The sequence below is a fragment of the Bradyrhizobium hipponense genome (assembly GCF_008123965.1).
Lineage (GTDB): Bacteria > Pseudomonadota > Alphaproteobacteria > Rhizobiales > Xanthobacteraceae > Bradyrhizobium > Bradyrhizobium hipponense.
Window position 1 is genome coordinate 22,124 of the sequence record NZ_VSTH01000145.1, and the last position, 23,474, is coordinate 45,597.

The 23,474-nt window shown below is 62.1% G+C and carries 18 protein-coding genes and 4 pseudogenes; 6 read left to right on the top strand and 16 right to left on the bottom strand.

Going from position 1 to position 23,474, the window contains the following annotated elements; genetic code table 11:
- Positions 1–67: 67 nt before the first annotated feature.
- The 5 genes from FXV83_RS34755 to FXV83_RS34775 all read right to left on the bottom strand — a co-directional run bounded on the left by FXV83_RS34755 (position 68) and on the right by FXV83_RS34775 (position 7,647).
- On the bottom strand, positions 68–2,179 hold the full coding sequence (locus FXV83_RS34755) for a tetratricopeptide repeat protein (RefSeq protein ID WP_148744063.1): 2,112 nt from the start codon (positions 2,177–2,179) through the stop codon (positions 68–70).
- Positions 2,176–3,519 (bottom strand): HlyD family type I secretion periplasmic adaptor subunit, encoded by a 1,344-nt coding sequence (locus tag FXV83_RS34760; RefSeq protein WP_148744064.1) that lies wholly within the window; start codon positions 3,517–3,519, stop codon positions 2,176–2,178. Before FXV83_RS34760 ends, FXV83_RS34755 begins: the two co-directional genes overlap by 4 nt.
- Entirely contained in the window at positions 3,509–5,743 is a 2,235-nt protein-coding gene (locus tag FXV83_RS34765; RefSeq protein WP_148744065.1) for a peptidase domain-containing ABC transporter, read from the bottom strand. The genes FXV83_RS34760 and FXV83_RS34765 overlap by 11 nt, the downstream gene beginning before the upstream one ends.
- A gap of 125 nt (positions 5,744–5,868) precedes the next feature.
- Positions 5,869–6,483, bottom strand: coding sequence for a class I SAM-dependent methyltransferase (locus FXV83_RS34770; RefSeq protein WP_148744084.1), 615 nt, complete (start codon positions 6,481–6,483; stop codon positions 5,869–5,871).
- A gap of 204 nt (positions 6,484–6,687) precedes the next feature.
- Positions 6,688–7,647 (bottom strand): calcium-binding protein, encoded by a 960-nt coding sequence (locus tag FXV83_RS34775; protein ID WP_148744066.1) that lies wholly within the window; start codon positions 7,645–7,647, stop codon positions 6,688–6,690.
- A 479-nt stretch (positions 7,648–8,126) separates the two neighbouring features.
- Between FXV83_RS34775 and FXV83_RS34780 the strand changes: the two genes are divergently transcribed.
- Entirely contained in the window at positions 8,127–8,771 is a 645-nt protein-coding gene (locus tag FXV83_RS34780; protein WP_148744067.1) for a ParA family protein, read from the top strand.
- Positions 8,772–8,868: 97 nt separating this feature from the next.
- On the opposite strand, the gene FXV83_RS34785 is transcribed toward FXV83_RS34780, so the two are convergent.
- On the bottom strand, positions 8,869–9,228 hold the full coding sequence (locus tag FXV83_RS34785) for a helix-turn-helix domain-containing protein (RefSeq protein WP_148744068.1): 360 nt from the start codon (positions 9,226–9,228) through the stop codon (positions 8,869–8,871).
- Positions 9,229–9,557: 329 nt separating this feature from the next.
- Positions 9,558–9,815 (bottom strand): annotated as a pseudogene (locus tag FXV83_RS34790) (5-methyltetrahydropteroyltriglutamate--homocysteine methyltransferase); the annotation flags it as partial.
- An 88-nt stretch (positions 9,816–9,903) separates the two neighbouring features.
- Between FXV83_RS34790 and FXV83_RS34795 the strand changes: the two are divergent.
- Both FXV83_RS34795 and FXV83_RS34800 read left to right on the top strand, forming a co-directional pair.
- Positions 9,904–10,178: pseudogene (locus FXV83_RS34795) on the top strand (transposase); the annotation flags it as partial.
- Between the two features lie 297 nt (positions 10,179–10,475).
- Positions 10,476–11,587 (top strand): annotated as a pseudogene (locus tag FXV83_RS34800) (IS110 family RNA-guided transposase).
- A 605-nt stretch (positions 11,588–12,192) separates the two neighbouring features.
- On the opposite strand, the gene FXV83_RS34805 reads toward FXV83_RS34800, so the two are convergent.
- Positions 12,193–12,552, bottom strand: coding sequence for a hypothetical protein (locus FXV83_RS34805; RefSeq protein ID WP_148744070.1), 360 nt, complete (start codon positions 12,550–12,552; stop codon positions 12,193–12,195).
- A gap of 180 nt (positions 12,553–12,732) precedes the next feature.
- Positions 12,733–13,134, bottom strand: a complete 402-nt coding sequence (locus tag FXV83_RS34810) for a P-loop nucleotide/nucleoside kinase family protein (protein ID WP_235940399.1) — start codon at positions 13,132–13,134, stop codon at positions 12,733–12,735.
- Positions 13,135–13,314: 180 nt separating this feature from the next.
- Between FXV83_RS34810 and FXV83_RS34815 the strand changes: the two genes are divergently transcribed.
- Positions 13,315–15,129 (top strand): caspase family protein, encoded by a 1,815-nt coding sequence (locus tag FXV83_RS34815; RefSeq protein WP_187436377.1) that lies wholly within the window; start codon positions 13,315–13,317, stop codon positions 15,127–15,129.
- Between the two features lie 295 nt (positions 15,130–15,424).
- On the opposite strand, the gene FXV83_RS34820 is transcribed toward FXV83_RS34815, so the two are convergent.
- The 4 genes from FXV83_RS34820 to thiD form a co-directional block, all read right to left on the bottom strand.
- The gene (locus FXV83_RS34820; protein WP_148744072.1) at positions 15,425–16,408 is read right to left on the bottom strand and encodes a threonine/serine dehydratase family protein; all 984 of its coding nucleotides are present in this window, start codon (positions 16,406–16,408) and stop codon (positions 15,425–15,427) included.
- An 80-nt stretch (positions 16,409–16,488) separates the two neighbouring features.
- On the bottom strand, positions 16,489–17,532 hold the full coding sequence (locus FXV83_RS34825) for a glycosyltransferase family 4 protein (protein WP_148744073.1): 1,044 nt from the start codon (positions 17,530–17,532) through the stop codon (positions 16,489–16,491).
- On the bottom strand, positions 17,532–18,344 hold the full coding sequence (locus tag FXV83_RS34830) for a UDP-2,3-diacylglucosamine diphosphatase (RefSeq protein ID WP_148744074.1): 813 nt from the start codon (positions 18,342–18,344) through the stop codon (positions 17,532–17,534). The genes FXV83_RS34825 and FXV83_RS34830 overlap by 1 nt, the downstream gene beginning before the upstream one ends.
- 216 nt (positions 18,345–18,560) lie before the next feature.
- Positions 18,561–19,361 (bottom strand): bifunctional hydroxymethylpyrimidine kinase/phosphomethylpyrimidine kinase, encoded by an 801-nt coding sequence (gene thiD / locus FXV83_RS34835; protein ID WP_148744075.1) that lies wholly within the window; start codon positions 19,359–19,361, stop codon positions 18,561–18,563.
- Positions 19,362–19,588: 227 nt separating this feature from the next.
- Between thiD and FXV83_RS34840 the strand changes: the two genes are divergently transcribed.
- Positions 19,589–19,834 (top strand): Lrp/AsnC ligand binding domain-containing protein, encoded by a 246-nt coding sequence (locus tag FXV83_RS34840; protein ID WP_148744076.1) that lies wholly within the window; start codon positions 19,589–19,591, stop codon positions 19,832–19,834.
- 8 nt (positions 19,835–19,842) lie between these two features.
- Here FXV83_RS34840 and FXV83_RS34845 read toward each other — a convergent pair whose 3' ends face one another.
- Positions 19,843–20,766: a c-type cytochrome gene (locus FXV83_RS34845; RefSeq protein WP_148744077.1), complete on the bottom strand. Its 924-nt coding sequence runs from the start codon at positions 20,764–20,766 to the stop codon at positions 19,843–19,845.
- Between the two features lie 153 nt (positions 20,767–20,919).
- Between FXV83_RS34845 and FXV83_RS34850 the strand changes: the two genes are divergently transcribed.
- Positions 20,920–21,342: a CHRD domain-containing protein gene (locus tag FXV83_RS34850; protein WP_148744078.1), complete on the top strand. Its 423-nt coding sequence runs from the start codon at positions 20,920–20,922 to the stop codon at positions 21,340–21,342.
- Between the two features lie 74 nt (positions 21,343–21,416).
- Here the strand turns inward: FXV83_RS34850 and FXV83_RS34855 are convergent.
- Together FXV83_RS34855 and FXV83_RS34860 are read right to left on the bottom strand one after the other, a co-directional pair.
- A pseudogene (locus FXV83_RS34855) lies at positions 21,417–21,524 on the bottom strand (hypothetical protein); the annotation flags it as partial.
- Positions 21,525–21,548: 24 nt separating this feature from the next.
- Positions 21,549–23,426, bottom strand: coding sequence for a caspase family protein (locus FXV83_RS34860; RefSeq protein WP_148744079.1), 1,878 nt, complete (start codon positions 23,424–23,426; stop codon positions 21,549–21,551).
- Positions 23,427–23,474: the final 48 nt, after the last annotated feature.

Below are 23,474 nucleotides of genomic sequence, written 5' to 3' on the forward strand. Positions count from 1 at the left end.
CTACGCCTCGCCCGAGGTTCTCTCTGACCGGCGTCACGCGCGAGCTTTGAAAGGAAATCAGCCATTGTTACTCATTCGTGCATTGGGCGCTTCGTTCCGCACAGGGGACACTAGCCCCGAGTTCTGTCTCCGGTGTGAAAGCCCCGTCGCGTGTCGCGCCGATGGACTGGAGGCGCCGCACGGCGGCTTCATTGCGTTGCCTTGCCGCGTATTGATACCAGTTGACCGCGGCGTCGCGATCTTGCGCGGTGCCACGGCCCGCCATCAACGCGTCGCCCAGCGCAACCTGCGCTTCCGCCATGCCTCGCTCCGCGGCCTTCTGAAACCATTCCGTCGCCTTCGCCACGTCAGCCTCACGTCCCTGTCCCTTGCCGAGCATCACGGCGAGGTTGTACTGCGCAACCGTATGTCCCTGCTGTGCAGCGGCCTCGTACCAGTTCACACCCTCTGCAAGATCCAGGCCCACGCCATTGCCAGTGCAATACATGACGGCAAGCTGGAATTGCGCAGCCGCATGCCCTGCGCGCGCCGCCTTGGCCATCCACGATGATGCTGTCTGTGCATTGGCCATACCGCTCTTCGGATCGAGGTGAAGAAGCCCCAACAGGTACTGCGCTTCGACATGGCCGGCATCCGCCGCGCGCGTGAGCCATGGGATGGCGCCCTGCATATCGGCGGCCCCGCCAAACTTGCCCATGTACAGCCCGCCGAGTTGAAGCGCCGCCGGCGGGTGACCGGCTTCCGCTGCCTCTGCCAGCAAGGCACGCGCGCGCGCAACGTTTTCGTCGGACGCCTCTTGATGAAGCAGGAAGAGCGCATAGGCGGTCTTGGCGTCGGGGTCGCCGCTGCCGGCGGCTTTGCTCAGCCATTCGGACGCCATTTCCTGATCTTTGGGAACGCCCGCACCGGTCGAATAGAGCTTTCCGAGTTGCACCTGTGCGGCGCTGATGCCGCCATCGGCGGCACGCTCGAACCATTTGATCGCGGCCTCCACGTTGCGCTGAACGCCGGAACCGTTGAGATAGAAGATCGCAACGTTGAATGCCGCAGTGGCATGGCCATTTTCGGCCGCGCGCTCAAACCACTTCGCGGCCTGACGAATGTTGGGCGAGACACCGACACCAGTCGCATAGAAGCGGCCGACGAAGAATTGCGCCTGAACATCGCCCCGCTCGGCCGCCTTCTCGTACCAAACCGCCGCTTCCCGCAGATCGGGCTCGGCGTCGGTTCCGTGCGAATAGAATTCCGCGAGCGCCTGGATTGCCGGAAGGTAATCCTTCCGTGCCGCCTTGCGCAGCGCGGTCTCGGCGCGATCGAGGTGCTTGGCGACGCCCTTGCCGCTGAGCCGTAACAGGCCGATGTTGTAGAGCGCGATCGGATCATCATGCGCGGCCGCACTTTGGAACAAGCGTGCCGCTTCTGCGGGATCCTCGGAGATACCGGCGCCCTTCAACGTCATGAATGCGAGCGCAATCTGCGCCCTCACGTGAACCTGCGCGGCGGCCTTGCCATACCAGATCGCAGCCTGCGCGAAATCGACGGGTACGCCGCGTCCCTGATAATAGACATCGCCAAGCGCGAACTCGGCCGGTGCAAATTTCTGATCGGCCGCCGCCTGATACCAGCGAAGTGCAGCAGCGAAGTCCTTCGTGCACCCCTGCCCCTCGCTGTAGAGATTGCCCAAAATGGTCTGAGCTTCCGCTTTGTCGGCTTCGGCCGCGGCCGATATCCAGCGAAACGCGGCACTAATATCCTTGGCGACACTGGTCCCGTGCGGGAATACCAGGTGATGCACATTCGACGCGGTATAGCCCAATCGCGCGGCCGAGGATTGGCGCCAGGTCTCCGGCCTATTCGGTCCGAGGCTGGCATTGGCGCCGTACAGATAGATCAGGCCAAGCTGATACTGCGCCTCGACGTGACCTCGCCGCGCCGCGCGTTCGTACCACACCACCGCATCCGGGATACTTCCTAGGACTCCCTTGTTCTTGGCGTAAAGCATGCCGATCCGATAGTCCGCTTCGGCGTCACCGTGTTGCGAGTCGCGCTTCCAGAGCTTGAGCGCCTCCAGATAGTGACCGCGCTCGAACGCGGCCTCCGCCGCACCAAGCCGCCTTTCGTCAGCTCCGAGAGACGCCGGCCGAAGCCATTGGAGGAGCGATCGGGTCAATGCCGTCATGGCTCACGCATGGCCTCCCGGATGCCCTTCAGCATTCCGCCAAGCAGATACATTCCGACCGCCCGCGTGCCGACATGGACGTCTCCCGCAAGGGTCATGCCGGGAATCAGGCGGAAGTTGTTCGGGACATCCTTGAAGTTGGTCCAGTCCACCGAGCACCGCGCTTTATAGTAGGCATCGATAGGCTTTCCATCGTCGTCGGTGGTGAAGGCGCCCTCGCTGATCCAGCGCACTTTGCCGTCAGCTGTACCATGCTCAGCGGCATTGAACGCGTCGATCTTCATCGTGCAGGGGTCTCCGGGCCGGATGAAACCGACATCCCGCGAGGCGATACGAATTTCAGCCTCTAGCTTGGTGTCGGTCGGCATCAGCGTAATGAAGGGGTCGCCGGGCTTCAGCACCGATCCTACCGAGAGCCTTGCCATCGTCAACACGACCGAGTCTTCGGCGGCAGTCAATCGGACTAGATCCTGATGCTTGAGCGCCTTTTCATAAGAGGCTCTCGCCTCATCGAGCTTGTTGCGGGTCGTCACGAGATCCTGGCTCAGTTGCGCAAACCATTGCTGCTTGAAGGCGTCACGGTCCGCGATCCCCGCGGCGAGCGTATTCTGGGCTTCGATCAGGCTGTTATGGGTGTTCTCCAGGGTCCGCAGCAATTCAAGCCGCGTGTCCTGGGAGATGAACATGTTGAGCTGCGAGCCCGTGCCGTGCTCGGCCAGCGTCGTGCGCATGCTCTCGATCTTCTGCAAGATCTCGTCACGCTGCCGATATCGCGCATCATCGCCGCGAAGCTTCTCGATCGTCGCCTGGGTCTGCTTGATCTTCGAATCGAAACTGTTGATCTGCGCGGTATATTGCGCCGTCCGCTGATCATAGAGCGCCTTCTGCAAGGTCGCGTATTTCTGGTAGTCCGAGTCCGGGTGGCTCGCAAAGACCAGCGGATGCTGGTTCAGCTCGGCTTCATCGCGCGCCACTTGAGTCTCGAGGCTTGCGATCTGCAACTTCGCCTGCGTCAGGTCCGCCGACGTAAAGGTCGCGTCCAGCGTCGCAATAAGCTGTCCCGGCTGCACCTGTTCGCCTTCCCGCACGTCAATCGTCTTGATGATCGATGGATCCAGCGCCTGGAGGACGCTGATCTGTCCCACCGGCACGATCCGCCCTCCAACGCTGGTGATGACGCGATCCATGCGCGTCAGAGCCAGAATGGCAACGATCGTGACCATGAAGGCCGAGAGCACAAACAGCGTTGCTCTCGCGACCAGAGGCTCAGCCTCCTCTCGGATTGCATCCGTTTCCGATTGAAATTGGCGAACAGTCGCAAGCGCACCATCAGGTGACAAGTGTCGGACTCCGGAATCTTGGCCGATCGTTGCGGGCTGCCGGCGCCAGATGCGTGTTCTGCTGATACCACAGCGAGCCGTAGATATCGTTGCGCTCCAGGAGCTCCTCATGCCGCCCGATATCGTCGACCACACCACGATTAAGCACGAGAATCGCGTCCGCCTTCGTCAGGGACGACAGACGATGCGAGATGATGATCAGCGTCCGGCCATGCGCGATGCGCGTTATGTTGGCGTTCACGATCGTCTCGCTATCGGCGTCGAGCGCGCTTGTCGCCTCATCGAGAATCAGGATGGGCGGGTTGACGATCAGCGCGCGCGCGATCGCAAGCCGCTGCCGCTGCCCTCCCGAGAGGTTCGGCGAACCTTCATAGATATGCGTCTCGTAGCCACGCGGCAGCTTGTCGATGAACTCTTCCGCACCCGCCAGCCTCGCCGCCCTGACCACATCATCGAAAGACGCGTCCGGCTTGGCCGCGGTGATGTTTTCGCGGATGGTCCCACTGAACAGGAAATTCTCCTGGAGTACGACGCCCACGTTACGACGGAGATGGTCGATGTCGTACTCGCGAACGTCGATGCCATCGATCTTGATCAATCCCTCATAGTCGGAATGCAGCCGCTGCAACAGCCGCGTAATCGTGGTCTTGCCGGATCCGCTCTTGCCCATCACGCCCAAAGTAGTCCCCAGCGGGATTTCGAAGGAGATGTTGTTCAGCGTCGGCGATAGCGCTCCCTTGTATTTGAAGGTAACGCCGGAGAACTCCACCCTGCCCTCGAGCGGCGAACGCACGCCATGGCCGGAACGCCCCTCTTCCGCCGGCCGGTTGACCAGATTGCCGACGATTGCAACCGCACTTCGCGCCTCGTCGTATTGATTGATGAGCTGCGCCATTTGCATCAGCGGACCCGAGACGCGCTGCGACAGCAACAGGAAGGAGAATAGCGCCCCGATATAGACCGGATCATTGCTTTCAAGCGCGAGGTAGACGCCGAGCGCATAGGAGCCGCTGACGGCCAGCCGCTCCAGCGGACGTACGACCGACTGGATGGCGTTTCCGGTCATTCCTTCCGCGAGCCGGGCCTTGGCAACGCGCGCGACCAGCACATCCCACATGTGGCGCTGCCGCGTATCGAGTGCGAGCGACTTGATCGTCCGGATGCCATTCAAGGTTTGAACCAAAAATGCACCCTGCGCGCCCTCCGCGGCCAGCACGGCTGTCGACGCCTTGCGGTAAGCCGGCAACATCAGGACGAGCCACGCGACGATCAAACCCGCCAAGGCGAGAACCACGAACGTCATGACGGGGCTGAAGAAGAACATGACGGGCAGGAAGAAGATCAACGTCGTGGAGTCGAGAATGGTGCCGAACAATTGCCCCATCAGGAACGAGCGGATGCGGAAGACCTCACGAATGTCCCGCGCGACGAGCCCGACGGCGGTCTGCTCGAAATAGTCGATGGGAAGGTTGAGGACCTTTTCGAAGACGTAGGTCGACAATTTGACGTCTAGCCTGGTCGTCAGGCGATGCACGAGGAACTGCCTCAGAAACGAGAACGCCGCCTCGAAGGCTATGACCGCCAGCATAGCGACGCAGAGCACATAGAACGTGTTGTAGGCCTTGTAGAAGATCACCTTGTCCGACAACAGACGCCAGAACATAATCGGCGCCAGGCCGAGAAGCCCGAGGATCACGGCGGCAATCGCGACGTCGCGGACCATGCGGCGTTCGCGGAACAACAGCGCGGCCACGAGGCCGAAACTGAACGGCTGCGCTTCGTCCGATATCTCGTAGTTGCGCTTGATCAAGACGACATCGCCGGACCAGATGTCATCAAATCGCGGCTGGTCGATCACGAGCAGCGCGTCTTCCGCGGCGTTCGGATCCCTCAGCACGATGCGCGTATTGTTGGCGTCTCCCTCGACACGGAGGAGCACCATGTGGCTCCCATTGCGAAGCCGAACGATGACCGGGAGCGCCCTCTTCAGATGCGATAGTCCGGCCCAATCGAGCTTGACGCACTTCGCGCGCATGCCCGCCTTCTCCGCGCAGCGGACAAGCTGATCGGGCGTGACGTTCTCGTCCGCCAGAAGGTTGTCTTGAATGAGCTGCGAGGACGTGAGGTGCAGCCCGTGCTGTCGCGCGACGATGATCAGGCACTCCAGTGCCGATGCGGGTGCTGTGTCGGCCAGGCTCTGCTCATCAACACCGTGGACGGTCATGGACGCCAAGCTATCTGCCATATATGTTAAGACTTCCACGTTCAGCTGCAAGTATAACATTACGCAACAAAAAGACCAGCAAAACTTATCGTTGAGATTGTGAGGAATGCCGCACTCACAATGAATCAGGCCTGGACTTCCTGAAAATTGAAGCCGGATTCTAACAAAGACTTCTGGATCGCCTCGCCGTCGGCCTCGGGCATCAGCGCGAGCGCACAGACCTCGAAATTCTGTGTGCTGACCGAAACGGTCGGAAAGCCGGCCATCAGCAGGAGATTACCCAGTCGCTCAGCCGTAAATCCGGTGCGGTGGGCCATATAGACGCGCCCCTCTTCGATCGCGCGCGCATGGCCGTAGAGCATATCGAGCGGCCTGATCGGTCCCGCCGGCGAATGATAGGCTATCGCGGCAATGCCCTGCTCGACGATAAACTGAGCGACCGATTCCACATCCGGGCTCATGATCAACGCGAATCCGACAGGCTTCAGGACCTGGTGGAACTGACGCAGCGTCGGATAGACCTCGTGGGAATAGAGATGTTCGAGCACGTGCGATGACCAAACCGCATCGAAGGACTGAGGCTCGAACGCGCCGCTCAAATCAAGAATCGAGCCGAGCACATCTGGTTTGACGCCCGGGTCGATGTCGAACCGGGTCTCCTCCCAGCCATGTTCGACGATCATCCGCGCAATGCGCTGGGCCGTACCGGGTCCCGAGCCCGCATTGAGCAAGCGTTTCATCTTGGCAGACAAGATCCGTTCCTGGCATCGGGCGCCCGGAGAGCGCCAGGTGATAGTATTAGCAAATCAGAACACATCCAGCATCGAAGCAAGACATGGCAATGATAAGACGACAGTAGGTCGAAGACGTCTTAACTCTCGAGCTCCAAAGCAAAAGCCCCGCGATGTGCGGGGCCTTCTCAAGCATGGCTTGCACGAGCCGGATCAGAGCTTCGGCAAATGTACGTCCTGATCGGTGAAGTGGAGATCCTCGACGCCGCTGACCGCCACCGTCTGGTTGTCGCTGAAGTGCAGCGTGTAGGTGTTCGTGTTGGCGTCGACATCGATCTTCGTGACATCGAAGAAGGAGCGATTCGCGAACTCCACGGCGTCCGTGCCAGCGCCGCCAATGATGGTATCGTTTCCAGTGTGGGTCTGGACATGGAACGTATCGTCACCGCTTCCGCCTTGCAGCGTCGAGTTCGTAGCTGCCCCGCCACCGTAGACCCAGAGCACGTCCTTGCCGTCGCCGCCCTGCAAGACGTCGCCTTGCACGCCAACCAGCGTATCGTTGCCGTCGCCACCCGACAGCGTGCCGTGCCCCGACGACAGATCTTTCAGGAAATCGTTGCCGCCATCGCCTTCGAGCAACTGCGCACCGGAGCCTGCCTCGAGATAGTCGTTACCGGTGCCGCCAGTCAACGTGTCATTGCCGGTGCCGCCATAGATGCTGTCATTGCCGGCGCCGCCAAACAGCGAGCTGTTGCCGTGCCCGCCGTGGATCGCATCGTTGCCGCTGCCGCCATAGACCGTATCGTCGCCGCTATCGTACAGGTTCACGCTATCGGACCCCTTGCCCATAGCGATGAACACGTCGTTGTCGCCGCCGGTCACGTCGAGCGTTTTGCCGCCGGCGTCATCCAGGATGATCGCCTTCAGATTCGGGGTGGTCTCGACCGTGGCGGACTGCGAAACGTCGAGGACCTGAACGACCGGCGGAACGCTCCCTCCGGAGAACGGTCCAGACTCGAACCAGGCCCGCGGGGCATCCCCGGGGTCGTCACTGAACACGCCGCTATGCTCGAGCGAGTCGATCAACGCCGATCTGACGCTCGCCTCGATGTGGTTTCCGTTCTGGTGGAGAAATTGGCCCAGTTCGGTCTTCGTCAGGTACGAGACGGCCATGATACCCCTTTCAAGTTTTACTGATGATGATGATCCGACGCGCCAATCAGCGGCAAAGGTGCTTGATGTGCTGCGACTTCAACGGGAGCAAACAAGTTGCATCCGCCCGGCTCACCCGCATCTTATGTTAGAATGTTAAGCTGCGACTGGGCTTTTGTTATGATAAATGTTAGTCGCGGCGCACAATCACTGTCAAGGATTAAATTCACGCGCCGTTAACTCGAATTTGATGCAATGTCATATTGTGTTAACTATCGCGCGGAGGCGGCGGGGCGTTTTTCTCGCCATGCCCCGCGGTTCTTGATCGGTACCCATACGAAATTCGTCGACGACGCATGTGTGGAGACCATATGTACGAGCTTCGCCCGCCCTCATTGGACGAGGAGCAAGCGATCGGTAGCCGCGAGATGAAGACCGACCGAATCTGCCGGGAATACGATCACTTGTTATTGTAGCGCCGCATGAATTCTCCCAGACCGATGCGGACAACCATCACCGTCACCCAACGCAAGGGCGGGGTCGGCAAAACGACGATCGCGATCTGTATCGCCGCCGAGTTGACCCGCAGGGGTCACGATGTCGCGCTGGTCGACAGCGATCCTCAACGCTCCGCCGCCCATTGGGCGGAGTTGGGCAATCTGGAATTCCCGGTCTACGAAATAGCCCTGGAGGACATTTCGGTATCCGCATGGGCTCGGGAAGTCCGAAATATCGAGGCCGGCATGGTCGTGATCGATACTGCCCCTAACGCGCGCGGAATGGGGGCATCGATCGCCGTGGCAGATCTGATTCTGGTCCCCTGCACCGCCTCAGGGCTAGATCTCGACGCAACGGCGCAGACACTTGCGATCATCGAGGCGGCGCGCGAGCGCCGACGAGATCGTGTCCAGGTCATTCTGGTCCCGAACCGGCTAGACGGCCGCACGCTCGAGGGCCGTCAACTTGTCGAGGAGCTCAGCGAGTTCGGCGAGATTGTCGCCTCTCCGATCGCAAGCCGCCTCGCGTTTGTCCGGTCCTTTACCTACGGGCAGTCGGTCGCGAGCTTCGTGCCCGGCGACGCGGCCGATCGAGAAATTCAAGCCCTGGCAGACGACGTCGAGAGAGTCGTCGGAGTCGCGCAATAGCAGCAGCCGACAATCGCACGACACGCGTTCAGCACATCCGCTGCATGATCCGCAGAGATGCAGGTGTTCTTTCGACCAGTGCTGAATGAAATTCGGATCAGACTTTGCGTACCGGGTTAGCGCGGAGCGCCGGTGCCGAAGCCTCTTCGAGTCTCATCTTCTCGAGCATAAGGTCCGTGACAAGCTTGCGCAGGCGCTGGTTCTCGACCGAGAGCTCTTCCAGCACAAGACGCATTTCATCCATGCTCGGGAGATCTGTCGGCGCGTTCGTGCCAGCTCCGCGACGGTTCGAAGATTGCGCCTCGTCGTTGCCGAGCGGCAATTTCCGCCAACGATGCAGGGTCATGATGCTCACCCCAAGCGCCTTGCAAATCTCCAGCTGAGAATTGCCTGCTCGGGCGAGTTCATCTGCCTGAACAAGTTTCAGTATGATCTCTTCGTGAGAATGCTTCTTCATACTCGCGCCCAAAACTCGTTGCGGCCTGTAAAAGCTCGCGGCAAAATTCACTGTCTGGCTTAGGTAGGGTCGACCTAGCCAACGTTAAATAACATACATGCCAAGATTCGGAAAATGACGCATGGTGGCGCCTACCATACTTGCAGCAAGTTCATAGGTGATAATTATTGATTACGCAAGTTAGTGCTCAGTGTTAACTGCAGTGCAACTAACGTTCCGGATGGGTTAATCGGCCGTGCCTTTTGTCCAGCAAGAAGTCGCAAGCGCTTCGCGCACGGCGGGATCGCCTTTTCCGTCGATGAAGACAATGGAGATGCCGTTGCGGGCGGCACCCAAGGTTCATCCAGCTGGATCACGTCAGCGCCGGCCCCTTTGAAGATCGAGCGCCTCGGCATTGACGGCCTCGGCCAAAGCCATCGCGAGCTCTTCCTCGTCCTTGTAGAACTCGTTCTTGGCCTGCTGGCTCATGGTGAGCGGGCCTGGCAGGATGATCTTCGCGGCGCGGTAGTATTCCTGCGCAGGAACTGCATGTCATGCAGTTCGACCGGTCCCTTGCGCTTGACGGGACCAATGACGCGCGGAACCGGGATCTGGGTGTTACCGGTGCGCGTATTTGCGCAACGGCCGCGGCACCAGCGCGATCGGCACCTACTCGCCGAGAGCCGAGGGTATCGAGGTCTTTGTCCGCCCACTCAATCCAGCACGGGACCGACCCTACCTGCCGCGACCTGGCGACGGTCCGGGGTCTTTGCCTGGCGCGCGCGAATGAAGAGTGAGGAGGAAGGCCCGATACAAGCCTCGTTCGATCTGCGAGTGCATCCACGCCCATTGGCGCAACTGGAACCTGCGGGAACTGAGCGTACGCGGCATCGAAAAGGTCCGCGCCGCCGTGCTCTGGTACGCGCTCACCAACAAACATCCTGCAAGGCAGCCTTCTCGCCAGCCAATAAGGGCTTCCGAGTTAAATTCTGCACAAGCCGCCAAGCGCCGCCGCGAACAGCCAGCATCCTGCTCCAAAAACTCCGCAGAAACCCGAAAGCATCACAAGAGAGAGGAGGCGCGGCTTTCGCGTCATTGCGAGTTGGGACCGGTGGCGAGGCGCCGACCCGACGTAAACGAGTCAGCACATCTGATCGGATTCTGATCTGGAACCGACCACTTTCTTCCTAGCGCAGCGAAGATTCCATGGGGAGTGGATAGCAGCCAGAGGCCAGACTGAGGATGCTGAAGCACTCAACCTGGAGACAATGGTGTTGCTCGATCATCCTTCCGACGGACTGGCCGTTATCCGCACGCAGTTTGGCGCAATTTTCGTGTCATTGGAACTAAGCCGTTCGAGATGGCTGGTCACCTCGGTGTCGCCCGGCAAGGGGGAGAAGATGTCCAAACGCAGTGTGGAGCCGGCGATATTGCGGAACTCTTGAAGCTGTTTGCGGAGCTGAAGCGCAAGGCGCAGGCCTGGACGGGTGAGAGCTATCCGATCATCACGATCCAGGAGCCGGGGCTGGATGGCTTCTGGCTGCATCGCGCTCTGCAGCAGGAGGGCATCGAGAGCCACGTGGTCGATCCAGCCTCGATCGCGACCTCGCGCCGGCGCAGGCGGACCAAGACCGATAGGCTCGATGGCGAGACGCTGTTGCGGACGCTTCTGGCTTACAAGCGCGGCGAGCCGCGGGTCTGCGCAATGGCGGTTGCGCGGTCTCCGGAAGAGGAGGACCGCCGCAGGCTTTGCCGCGAGCGGAAGACGCTGATCGCAGAGCGGATCGAGCATGTGAACCGGATCAAGGGCCTTCTGTTCGCGCGCGGAATATCCGACTATGTGCCGCAGCGGCGCGACCGCTGGCCGTGCCTTGAGAAGTTGCGCACCGGCGATGGGCGCATGCCGTCGGTGCATCTGAAGGCACAGATCAGCCGCGCGCTCACACGGCTCGAACTCAGCGAACAGGAGGCTTTGTTGGCGCAGGCGAGCAAGCCGGCCAGCGATGCACCGGATCCGGTCACGATGCTGCTTGCCCTGAAGAGCATGGGCGCGAACTTCGCCGCGGTGCTCTGGACGGAGGCCTTCTGCCGGCAGTTCGCCAACCGCCGCCAGGTTGCGTCCTACGCCGGTCTTGCCGCCACGCCATGGCGCGGTGGCGGGATCGAGCGCGAGCAGGGCGTGTCGAAGGCCGGCAATCCGCGGCTGAGAACCACGATGATCCAGCTCGCCTGGTTGTGGGTGCGCCACCAGCCTCAATCGGCTCTGACCCAATGGTTCAAGGCGCACAGCCAACGCGGCCGCAAGCGTGCCATCGTGGCGCTCTGGAAGTACGTGACCGCCGGCGTCGTGATCGAGGGAGCCGTGATGAAGACCGCCTGAGATCAGAATCTTTCCGTAGCTGACAACCCATCAGCCGGGGCCCGATCAGCCCTGGCCGATCCGGGTGGACGAACCGATGGATTGCATGGCTTCAAACGCCGGAACGAAGACTGGTCTCGTTCTCTCGAGCCTGCCCGCGCAAGCGGAATGTTGGTGCTGTCGCCTCGCGCGACGACGAATGTGAGTTTGATCTGGCACGCAAACCAGATTGTCAAAGCCGGCTCGACGCTTGGATCGCTCAAGAGAGGGAGTTCTCCGAACCAGTTACGCCCGACCACAAAAGCCTGATGGCGGGCTCGATCATGTCAAGGTCAAGCCGCTGCGCGGCGGCTCTAAAGAGCCGACCTTGACCCAATCTCCGCGCGCCATCCGCTCAGTTCCAAGGTCGGGACGAAGAGCTGGCCTGCAGTCGAACAAAGAGCTGAACAACCGCCTTGACACATCTAATCCCCATGTGAGCAATCCAGAATCCGTCTGCGGAAAGACTCTGGATTGCTTCGCGGAGCCTGTCATCGGGCCGCGCTTCGCGCGAACCCATTGGCTCGCGATGACGGAGTATCAGGCAGCAGCCCCGCTCACGCGCGTATCCCGAACGCGCCGGCTTCTCACCCGCAATTCCACACCGCGCCGATCGGTGTGCGCGTCCAGCATGGACCGAAACTGCCGCCGTTGTAGCGGCCGCCACCGAAGCCGGGACGGCCGAAATAGCGCCACTCGCCATCCCAGCCGTAATATTGCGGGACCGGGTCGATGTACCAATGGCGGCGATCGCTGCGCGACAGGCGGCGCATCGCCGCCTTCTGCTTGTAGAGCGGAATGCTGTTGCTCAGCGGCTGGCGATAGCCCGGCAGGAAGCCGTAGCCATGCCAGGCTTGCGCCGGCCGTTTCTTGATCGGCGCAGCCGTAGCTGCGACCGACAGCAGCGACAGAATGAGAGCAAGAGATAGACACACGAAGCGGTACATGTACTGACAATAGACAGTCGGTTATGAGATGGCCATTCAAATCCGAGTGCAGACGGCTCGCCCGGCCTAAACTCCAATTGCAGACTAACCGATCTTGTCGCACACGTGGGCGGTGATCGAGCAAACTCTCGGCAGTATCGAGCACCAGATGCTCTCGATCCCACGGTTCATAAGCGCGGCTCACGACCTCATCCCATATCGGAAGGTTGAGGCCGTCAATGTCGGGCGGACGGTTTTCCACACGCGCCGGTGCAACGACAGTTCGCTGCAAACCACTTCAATCTCGACCATGCGTGCCGAGTTCTGCGACGCAGTCTGTCGCCATCCAGCGCGGCTAGCCAGCACCGGATTTACGCAGTCCGCGATGACAATGCGCCCGAGCTTGAGATTTTCGGCTACCAGCGCGTTAGCAACGCCATAGCCCGCTGCGTCGACCGTAAGACCTGCTTCCCGCAACGCCTGCTCGATGGCATCGATACGAAGATATGTGGCCGCGAGCCGAACGGTCAGTTCGCGGGAAATCGTCGTCTTGCCAGTGCCCGGAAGTCCGCCGAACACGATGAGTGCGGATGGTCGATTCATGGCGCCTCGTGACGGGTCGGGGCTCAGCCTGCAAGCGATCGTTCACGATAGCAGGTTCCTGCGTGATTCAGATCACGCATGTGGCCATGGTGATCGCGATCACGGACCAAAGGCTCGAACGTGGCCAAGCTTGCCCGCAACCAATCTCGTATCCGAGATGAAGTGCCAAAGGAGCACGCCATGTTCCGCTTAAAGCCTTTCCTGATGTGTGCTGGCCTGCTGGGGAGCCTGGTTGGCTTCGCCTGCGGTCCCGTTTCCGCACAAGTCGCCCCTGTCGAGCCTGCGCCGACCGCACTGCAAGACCCGGAGCAGCGGGTGGCGCTGGTGATCGGCAATTCGAATTATCAGAACGCGCCGCAGCTCCAAAACCCCGACAATGACGCGCAGTCGATGGCGCAGTTCCTGAATTCGGCCGGCTTCGAAGTGGTCGCCGCGACCGACCTGACCCAGAACGACATGCTGCGCGTGGTGCAGGACTTCTCCGCCAAGGTCGCTTCGCGCGGCCCCAACACGGTGGCGATGGTCTATTATGCCGGTCACGGGGTGCAGCTCGCCGGCGAGAACTATCTGGTGCCCGTCGATGCCAGGGTTTCCAGCCCGACCGAGCTCGTCAACAACTCAGTGCGCCTCGTCGACGTGATGTCGACGCTGGAGACGATTCCAAGCCGTATGCGCATCGTCATCCTCGATGCCTGCCGCAACAACCCGTTCCCGACCGTCAACGACGCCGGCCGCGGCCTTGCCATCGTCGATGCACCGAACGGCTCGATCGTCGGTTACTCGACGGCGCCGGGCGCGGAAGCGCAGGACGGCACCGGCGGCCACAGCCCCTACACCCAGGCGTTCCTCAACGTCGCGCGCGAGCCCAACGTGCCGATCGAGCAGCTGTTCAAGCGCGTGCGTCTCGCGGTGAACCAGACCACCAGCGGCGCGCAGATTCCGTGGGAGAGCTCGTCGCTGACCTCGGATTTCACTTTCTTCGGCGACACCGCTGTTGCCGCGAGCCGCGCGCCGGTGAACGCGCCGGTGGTGCAGATGGCGTCCAATCTGCCGAGCCGTTCGACGCGTCAGGCCTATGACTACGTGGTGTCCGAAGGCCGCCCCGAATACTATCAGGAGTTCATCCAGATGTATCCGCACGACCCGCTGTGCGACCATATCCGCTGGCTGCTCTCCAACCTCCAGATCTCACAGGCCTGGCACAAGACGGTGCTCGCGAACTCGCCGCTCGCCTACAAGAGCTTCTATGACAGCTACAGCAACAGCCCCTATGCGCCAGTCGCGCTGAAGCTCCAGGCGCAGCCGAAGCTGGTCCCCTTGATGCAGGCGACCAAGTTCCTGGCTCCGCAGAACATCAACCCGACCTTCAAGCTCGGCAATCTCGGCCAGCCCAAATACATGTCGCTGGTCCAGCAGGGCAATGGCGCGCAGATCAACGGCAACCTGCCGATCGTACAGAAGCCGGTCGACAGCAACATCATCGGCAAGCTCGGTCATGGCGGCCACATCGTCAATGTGCCGGCGGGCAACCAGCCGAACAGCACGCCGTCGCAGACCCCGGGCAAGATCGTCACCCTGCCCGCGCCGACCAACACCACGACCAACAATGGCGGCATCGGCAAGATCGTCACGCTGCCTGCGACCAACACCACGCTGAATTCCGGTAATGCCCAAAATTCCGGCAACGGCAATGGCAACCCCGGCAAGATCGTCAACATGCCGGTGAATGTCGGCAAGGGTGGCGCGAATGTCGACGTGAAGCCGGCTCAGACTCAGACCAATCCGATCCGCATCAACAACGGCAACACCGGTATCGCGAAGCTCAACAACAATCCGGTGAACAAGATCCAGGTGCAAAACAGCCAGCAGAACAGTCGCCCGCAACTCAATACGATGCCGAACCGCATGGTCAACGGCGGTAACAATTTCCGGCAGTCGATGAACCAGGCCTCGAGCATGAGTGGCGGCAACAACCACCGGAGTTTCATGCACTGATCGCGAAGTAACGGTGTGCGCTCCCTCTCCCGCTTGCGGGGAGGGAGATCACATATGAACATTCACGAGAGATCGTCATGCCCGGGCAAAGCCGTCTAAAGGACGGCGTCGCTTCCGCTCGCCTATGTCCCGGGCATCCACGTTCTTTGTGCTGCAAGGCGTGGATGGCCGGGACAAGCCCGGCCATGACGCTGGAGAAGCTTCATCGCCCCAAGCTCTCACGTCATATGCGATTGAAGGGCAGAGCGGCAACGCTCCACCCTTCTTCATGTCAAAAGATCAGAAGATCAAGAAATCAAGCCACCAGTTCGGCAAACAAATCGGCGTCGACGTTGCCGCCGGAGAGCACGATGACGACGTTCTTGCCGGCAACGTCGAGACGCCCTGCGAGCAGCGCGGCGAGGCCGACGGCGCCGCCGGGCTCGACTACGAGCTTCAGCTCGCGATAGGCAAAGGCGACGGCCGCACCGACTTCCTTGTCTGATGCGGTGACGCCGCGCGCCAGCAGCTTGCTGTTGATCGCAAACGTCATCTCGCCGGGGATCAAGGCCATCAGCGCGTCGCAGATGGTGCGGCCCGCGGGCGCATGCGGCTCGCGGTGGCCTGCCGTCAGCGAAAGGCCGTGATCGTCGAAGGCTTCCGGTTCGGCCACCACGATCTGGGCCAGCGGATAACGCGCCTTCACCGCGGTCGCCACGCCGGCGATCAGGCCGCCGCCGGAGGCCGGCGCCACAACGATATCGGGCGCGAGGCCGAGCGCCGCCATGTCCTCGGCGATCTCGCGGCCGGCGGTGCCTTGCCCCGCGATCACGAACGGATCGTCATAGGGTCTGACCAGCGTGGCGCCGCGCTTTTCGGCGATGCCGCGCGAGATCGCCTCGCGGTCGTCGCGGTCGCGGTCGTACAGCACGACCTCGGCGCCATAGGATTTGGTGCGCTCGCGCTTCGACAGCGGCGCATCCGCAGGCATCACGATGGTCGCCTGCATCTCGAGGATCTTCGCCGCGGCCGCCACGCCCTGGGCATGGTTGCCGGAGGAGAAAGCGACGACGCCGCCGGCGCGCTTGTCCCGCGGGATCGAGGCCACCTTGTTGAAGGCGCCGCGGAACTTGAAGGAGCCGGTACGCTGGAGCATCTCCGGCTTCAGGAAGACCTTTGCGCCGACGCGCTCGTTGAGCACCGGAAAGGACAGCAGCGGGGTGCGGACGGCAAAAGGCGCGATCACGCGGGCTGCGGCATCGATATCGGCGGGGCCGATCGGAAGGGGCTGTTCGGTCATATCAGATGTTATCGCGCCGGATCAGGTGCGGGCAAGACATCTGCACGCGAGGATCTTGTCCGTGCGTGGATTTTGCCCCCTCAGGCGACGAAGCGGGTCTGTTCCGCGGCGTTCCGGCCGGGCAATACCGCGCCGGCCGCCAAAATGCTGGCGATGAAGGCGCGGGCCGAAGCCTCCCAGGTATAGTTGGCGGCGAATTCGATGCAGGCCTGCCGGGAGATGTCGAGCGCGGCGAAACAGGCGTTGCGCAAATCGTGATCCAGCGCGCCGACCGGCGCATCACCGATCACGTCGCGAGGTCCCTTCACCGGGAGGGCCGCGACCGGCAGGCCGCTTGCCAGCGCTTCCAGCAGGACAAGGCCGAACGTGTCGGTCTTGCTCGGAAACACGAACACGTCGGCCGCCGCATAGATGTCCGCCAGTTCCTCGCCGTGCTTCTGGCCGAGAAAGATCGCATCGGGATAGGCCTCTTCAAGCGCGGCACGTGCCGGGCCGTCGCCAACGATCACCTTGGTGCCGGGCAGGTCGAGGTCGAGGAAGGCCTCGAGATTCTTTTCGACCGCAACCCGGCCGACCGAGAGGAACACCGGCGACGGCAGGCAGAGATCGATGGCGCGAGGGTGGAACAGGCTTGTGTCGACGCCGCGCGGCCATAGCACGACATTGGCAAAGCCGCGCTCGCCAAGCTCGCGCGCGAGCGCCGGCGTTGCCGCCATCACGGCGCGGCTGCTGCTGTGGAATCGGCGCAGGGCCCGCCAGATCAGGGATTCCGGAACCGGTACCCTGGCGCGGACATATTCGGGAAAGCGGGTGTGGAAGCTGGTCGTGAATGGCAACTTGCGCTGTCGGCAATAGCGGCGGACCATCAGGCCGATCGGCCCTTCGGTCGCGATATGGATGCTGTCGGGACGGGCTTCCTCGATCAGTTTCGCGATTCGAGCCGGCCGCGGCATCGCCAGCCGTACGTCGCGGTAGCTCGGCATCGCAAAGGTGCGGAACGATTGCGGCGTCAGGAACGTGAACTCTGTGCCGAGCGCCTCGGCGGCGTCAGCGAGCTTGGTCAGCGTCCGAACCACACCGTTGACTTGCGGGTGCCAGGCGTCGGTCGCGACCAGGATGCGCATCAAGCCGCCCTTGCCGCGACCTGTGGGACGGCTGCTTGCTTCTGCAACTGATCCGCCCAGGTGATGATCTCGAAACGGCCATCGTCGTGCTCGACCAGCGCCGTGCAGCTCTCGACCCAATCGCCGCAGTTCATATAGCGGATGCCGCCCTCGTCGCGGATCACGGCATAGTGGATGTGGCCGCAGATCACGCCGTCGGCGTCATGACGGCGCGCCTCGGCGGCGAGCGCCTGCTCGAACGCGCCGATATAGTTGACGGCGTTCTTGACCTTCTGCTTGGCCCATTGCGACAGCGACCAGTACGGCACCTTGAACATGCGCCGGAAGAAGTTGACGAAGCGATTCATCTGGATCGCGAAGTCGTAGGCCTTGTCGCCGAGATGGGCGAGCCAGCGCGCGTTCTGCACCACGAGGTCGAAGATGTCGCCGTGGATGACGAGATAGCGCTTGCCGTCCACGCCGGTGTGGACGGTGTTCTCGACGACGTCGATGCCGCCGAAATGCGTGCCGTAATAGTTGCGCAGAAACTCGTCGTGGTTGCCGGGGATATAGATGATCTTGGCGCCCTTGCGTGCCTTGCGTAAAAGCTTCTGGACAAGGTCGTTATGCGATTGCGGCCAGTGCCAGCTCGATTTCAGCGCCCAGCCGTCGACGATGTCCCCGACGAGATAGATGGTGTCGGCGTCGTGGAAGCGCAGGAAGTCCAGCAGAAGGTCGGCTTGTGAACCGCGGGCTCCGAGGTGAACGTCGGAGATGAACAACGTGCGAAAGCGCCTTTCAGGGCTCTCGTCACTGACATCGTAACTTCCCATGCGACAGCCTGTAACAATATCCCGTGACAGGGGGATGACCGATTGAACCTTTGAGGCACCTCAGATACGAATCAAACCTCGCCTCGCTCTCCCCGCGAATATCAGTCGCATGCGACAATCAGGCGACACGGCGCCGCAGGCGCCTCCGCAAAAGCACGGAACAGCTTGGCCTCATTGGTTAACCGATGGGAGCCGCCGGGCCGCGCGAAGCCTGCGTCAATAGAACTTGTGGAAATGATGGATCGGCCCGTGGCCGTGGCCGACGCTGAAGCGATCGGCGGCCGCAATCGCCGCGCTGATCCAGACCTTGGCATTGCGCACCGCGCGCTCGAGATCCTCACCCTTGGCAAGTCCCGCCGCGATCGCCGAGGACAACGAGCAGCCGGTGCCGTGGGTGTTTTGGGTGGCGAGGCGCGGTGCCGCGAGCGCAACCGTGCTCTCGGCATCGACGAGATAGTCGGTGCTCTCGGTGCCCTCCCCGTGCCCGCCCTTGATCAGGACCGCGCGGCAGCCGAGCGCGAGCAGGCGGCGTCCCTGGCTTTCGATCTCGGCCTCGCTTCGCGCGACCGGTTCGTCGAGCAGCGCAGCGGCCTCCGGCAGGTTGGGCGTAATGACCGAGGCCAGGGGCATCAATTTCGTGCGCAGGGCGTCGACGGCGTCGGACGCCAGCAGACGGTCGCCGGAGGTTGCGACCATCACGGGATCGAGCGCGACGTAGCGGGGCATCCAGCGCGACAGCGCGGCCGCGATCGCATCGATGCTGGCCGCCTGCGCCACCATGCCGATCTTCACCGCGCCGACGCCGAGGTCGGAGAACACCGCATCGATCTGTGCGGCAACGAAATCGGCCGGCACCGCATGAATGCCGGTGACGCCCTTCGTGTTCTGCGCCGTCAATGCCGTGATGGCGGAAGCGCCATAGACGCCGAGCGCGGCAAAGGTCTTCAGATCGGCCTGGATGCCGGCGCCGCCGCTCGAATCGGAACCTGCGATGGTGAGCGCCACGGGCGTCGTCATGGGGCGATTTTCTGGTGGTTCGGGGCCATGATCCGTCCTAGCGCGCATGCCGGGGGGCAGCAAGTTTACTTGCGCCCGGGGCAGCAAGTTCGCTTGCGCCCGGGGCAGCAAGTTCGCTTGCGCCCGGAGGCAGCAAGTTCGCTTGCGCCCGGAGGCAGCAAGTTCGCTTGCTAAATCCGGCCGGTTTTGGCCTATTGACCGCCAGATATGCCTTCGGAGTGACTGCAATGGTTCCTTTTTTCGTCCAGATCAAATGCAAGCTCGGCCAGTCCTATACGGTCGCCAACGCGCTCGCCGAAGCCGAGATTGCCTCCGAAATTTACTCCACCGCCGGACAGTATGACCTGCTGGTGAAGTTCTATGTCGACAAGGACACTGACATCGGCCACTTCGTCAACGAGAGGGTGCAGGTGCTGCCCGGCATTCAGGACACCCTTACCATCATCACCTTCAAGGCGTTCGGGGCGAGCTAGGTCCGGCCTTACGCGCCACCTTGCTTGCGTTTTGGCGGCGTTGGCCCATCGACCGGCGGCAGTGACTTCAGATAGGCCGCCATCGCGGCGCGATCCTCAGCCGTGAGCTGCGCCAGATTCTTGATGACCGGCCGCATCGCGCCTGACGCGGTGTCGCCTTCGGGCATCTCGCCGGTCTCGAGAAAATCGGCGATCTCCTTCTCGCTCCATTCTCCGAGGCCCTTTTGCGTGATATTCGGCACCCAGCCCTCGCCTTCCGGATTGGGGCCGCCGGCAAAGCGCTGCGCGGTGATGATGCCGCCCAAGAGGTTGCGCGGGCTGTGGCATTCCGCACAGTGGCCAAGGCCGTTCACGAGATAGGCGCCGCGATTCCATTGCGGCGATCGCGTTGCATCCGGCACCAACGGCCCGGCGTCCATGAATAGCAATTTCCAGATACCGACATTACGGCGCATGTTGAACGGAAACGGCAGGTCATGATCACGCACCCTGCCCGGCACGGCCGGCAAGGTCTTCAGATAGGCAAAGAGATCTCTGATGTCGTCGACCTTGGCGCGATGATAGGAGGTGTAGGGAATCGCCGGAAAATAATGCTCGCCTTCCGGCGAGACGCCGTTCATTACCGCATTGACGAAATCGGCCTCGCTCCAGCGTCCGATCCCGTCGGCCGGATCGGGGGAAATGTTCGGGGCATAGAAGGTGCCGAACGGAGAGCCGATCGGCAGACCGCCGCCGAGCCGCAGGCGATCGCCCTGTTTCGGCACGGCATGGCATGACGCGCATCCGCCGGCGTTGAAGACCTCCTGACCGTTGACGAGATCGGGTGCACGAGGCGGCATCGGCAGCGCGTGCGCTGCAGGTGCCGTCAACCACCAATAGAGACCAAGCGCCGCGGGAGCGGCAAGCAGGGCGGCAAGGAGCGTTCGTCGCATTCATACTGCCTTCATCGAAGACCTGCGAACATAGGGGGCAGGCCGCGGTCGCTCCAGCCACGAATAATTTAGATGGCGTGATCGGAAAGCGGGAATAAATTCCGGACTGCACTGTTTGGAAATTGCGACCATTGACGTCAACAGGAGTGAACCATGAAAAAGGCCATTTTTGCCACGCTTGCCTTCGCAGCCGCCGTTGCATTCGCAGGTCAGGCCGGCGCGGCCGACGCACTGAAGGCGACGCTGGACGGCAAATCCGAAGTGCCCGCGACGACCTCGGGCGGCACCGGTAAGGCCGAGCTGACATTTGACGCGGCCAGCAAGAAGCTCACATGGACCGTGACCTATTCCGGCCTGTCTGGCCCGGCGACCGCGGCCCATTTCCACGGGCCCGCCGAGGCCAGCAAGAACGCCGGCGTTGCGGTTGCGATCCCCAATGCCGCGACGAGCCCGGTCAAGGGCGAGGCTACACTCACCGACGCGCAGGCCGCCGACCTCATGGCCGGCAAGTACTACATCAACATTCACACCGCGGCGAACCCCGGCGGCGAGATCCGCGGCCAGGTGACGAAGTAAGCGACAGGCTGCCTCGTCAGCGAAAAGGCCGGACACGAGGACGGCGCGTCCGGCCTTTTTGATTCGGGTCGTGCTTAAGCCGCGTTCAGCGCCTGGGCGAGGTGCGCGATCAAATCCGACGGATTCTCGATGCCGATCGACAGCCGGATCGTGGAATCGAGAACGCCGATTTTACACAGGTTTTCTTTCTCGCCTGACGCTCGTCTTCAATTGCAGATTTCCATCGCGCCGGCGCCGCCTCCGCTGCGCGCATACCCTTGCGCCCCATTGAAGGCTTCAAGGTGACAGCCCTGCCGGACCGGACGGCAGCCGACACTGTTGCAATAGATCTGGCCGGTCGCCTGCGGCTTCGAGGGCGCGGCCTCGACCTTCTTCCGCTCGTCGTCGCGCGGCTTGGAGTCATCGCGGGTGGCGACGGGCTTCTTGTCCTGGACCTTCTCGCACGCGTTGTCGTCGTTCACGCGATAGCCGGCACGGCAAGTGATCTTCACGCAAGCGTCGCCATCCGCCTTGAAGCCGCGCTCGCAGACCAGCGGGCAGATGCGCCCCTGCTTTGCTTTCAGCGCGTCCAGCGCATCGACGCTCGCGAGCTTCACATCGAGCCTCGTGCCGGCATATTTGTTAAATTGCGTCAGCGAGCGTTGCGAAGCCGCATTCCAGTTGCCATCGGCCGATGACACGAAACAACCGACACGCCGCAATTCCGACTGAACGGACTTGGCCAATTCGGCCGCGGACAAGGTCGATGTCGGCGGAGCAGCAAGCGCCGCGACCTTCTGGGTCTCGGCAGCGGGCTGCGTCTCAGAAGCCTGCTGCTGGACTGTCCTCTCGGCTGCGACCTTTTCGGCCGCCAGCTTTTCGGCCGCCTGCCTGGCCACGAGGTCCGCCTTGGCCTTTTCGGCGGCCTGCTTCTCCGCAAGCGCCTTTGCAGCCGCCGCCTCAGCTTTCTTCCGGCGCTGCTCGGCCGCCGCAGCCTTGGCTTCCTCGATCTGCTTGGCCTTCTCGGCGGCAATGCGGGCATCCTCGGCCGCTTTGGCCGCGGCAGCGGCTTTCTCCTGCTCGGCTTTCCTGGCGCGCTCGGTCGCGAGCCGAGCCTTCTCGTCTTCAGCCTGCCGCGCCTTGTCCGCGGCGGCAGCACTCGCCTCCTCGGCCGCAATCCTGCTCAACTGCCCCTTGGCGAGGCTTGCGTAGAACCCATCCGGATATTGCGCGAGGAACGCCGTCCAGATCTCTCGCGTGCCGAGCTGGAGCGCCAGCTCATAGTCGCGGCGGATGGCATCCTGCGGGTTGGCCTGCGGGCCCGCAACGATCGGCTTCGCAGCGATGAGCGGCACGTCATCACCACCCAGAGAGCCATAGACGTACGGCTCCTGCTTGTAGCCGGTATTCTTCAGGACATCGTCGCGCACGAAGCCGAACGCCTTGCGCAGATCAAGCCCCGGCGTAGGAAGACGATCGACGAGCGCCGTTGCGAACGGACTATTCTTCGCGTCACCGTCCGACGCAGTGGACCCAGCCTTGGCCGCAAACGCAATCATCGTGTTCGGGCTGGTCGGCTCAACCTTGGCAAGCCCGCGCCCGATCGCGCGCGAGGCAACCGTGCGTTTCATCGACTTGGCGAAGGGATTGTCGCGGCAGGCGTCGAGAATGACGAGGCGCAGTTGCTTGGCCGGCTCGATGGCAAACAGCACCCGATCCAGCGGGAACGCCTCATCCAGCACGTCGGTGTCGGTCTCCAGGGCGGCATCAGTCGGAATCAGGTAGTTATTGCCGTCCAGCTCGATGCCGTGGCCGGCGTAGTAGATGACCGCGACCTCGGCCTCGCGCGCCTTGCTGCCGAATTCGCGCAGCGCCTTGCGCATGTCGACGACGCTAAGGTCGAGCCTGACATCAACGGTGTCGAACCCCGCCTTCTTGAACATGCCACCGACCAGCGCAGCGTCGTTCACCGGATTGGAGAGCTTTGGCACACTCTTGTAGGCGGAGTTGCCGATGACCAGGGCGACACGCTTCTCGGCATGGGCCGAGCCGCATCCAAGCAAGACGGCAAAGATCAAAAAAACAAAAAGACCAAAACGAGTCACTGCAGTCCCCCAGGAATGCGACCCGGCAGACTAGACGATCGATTCCAT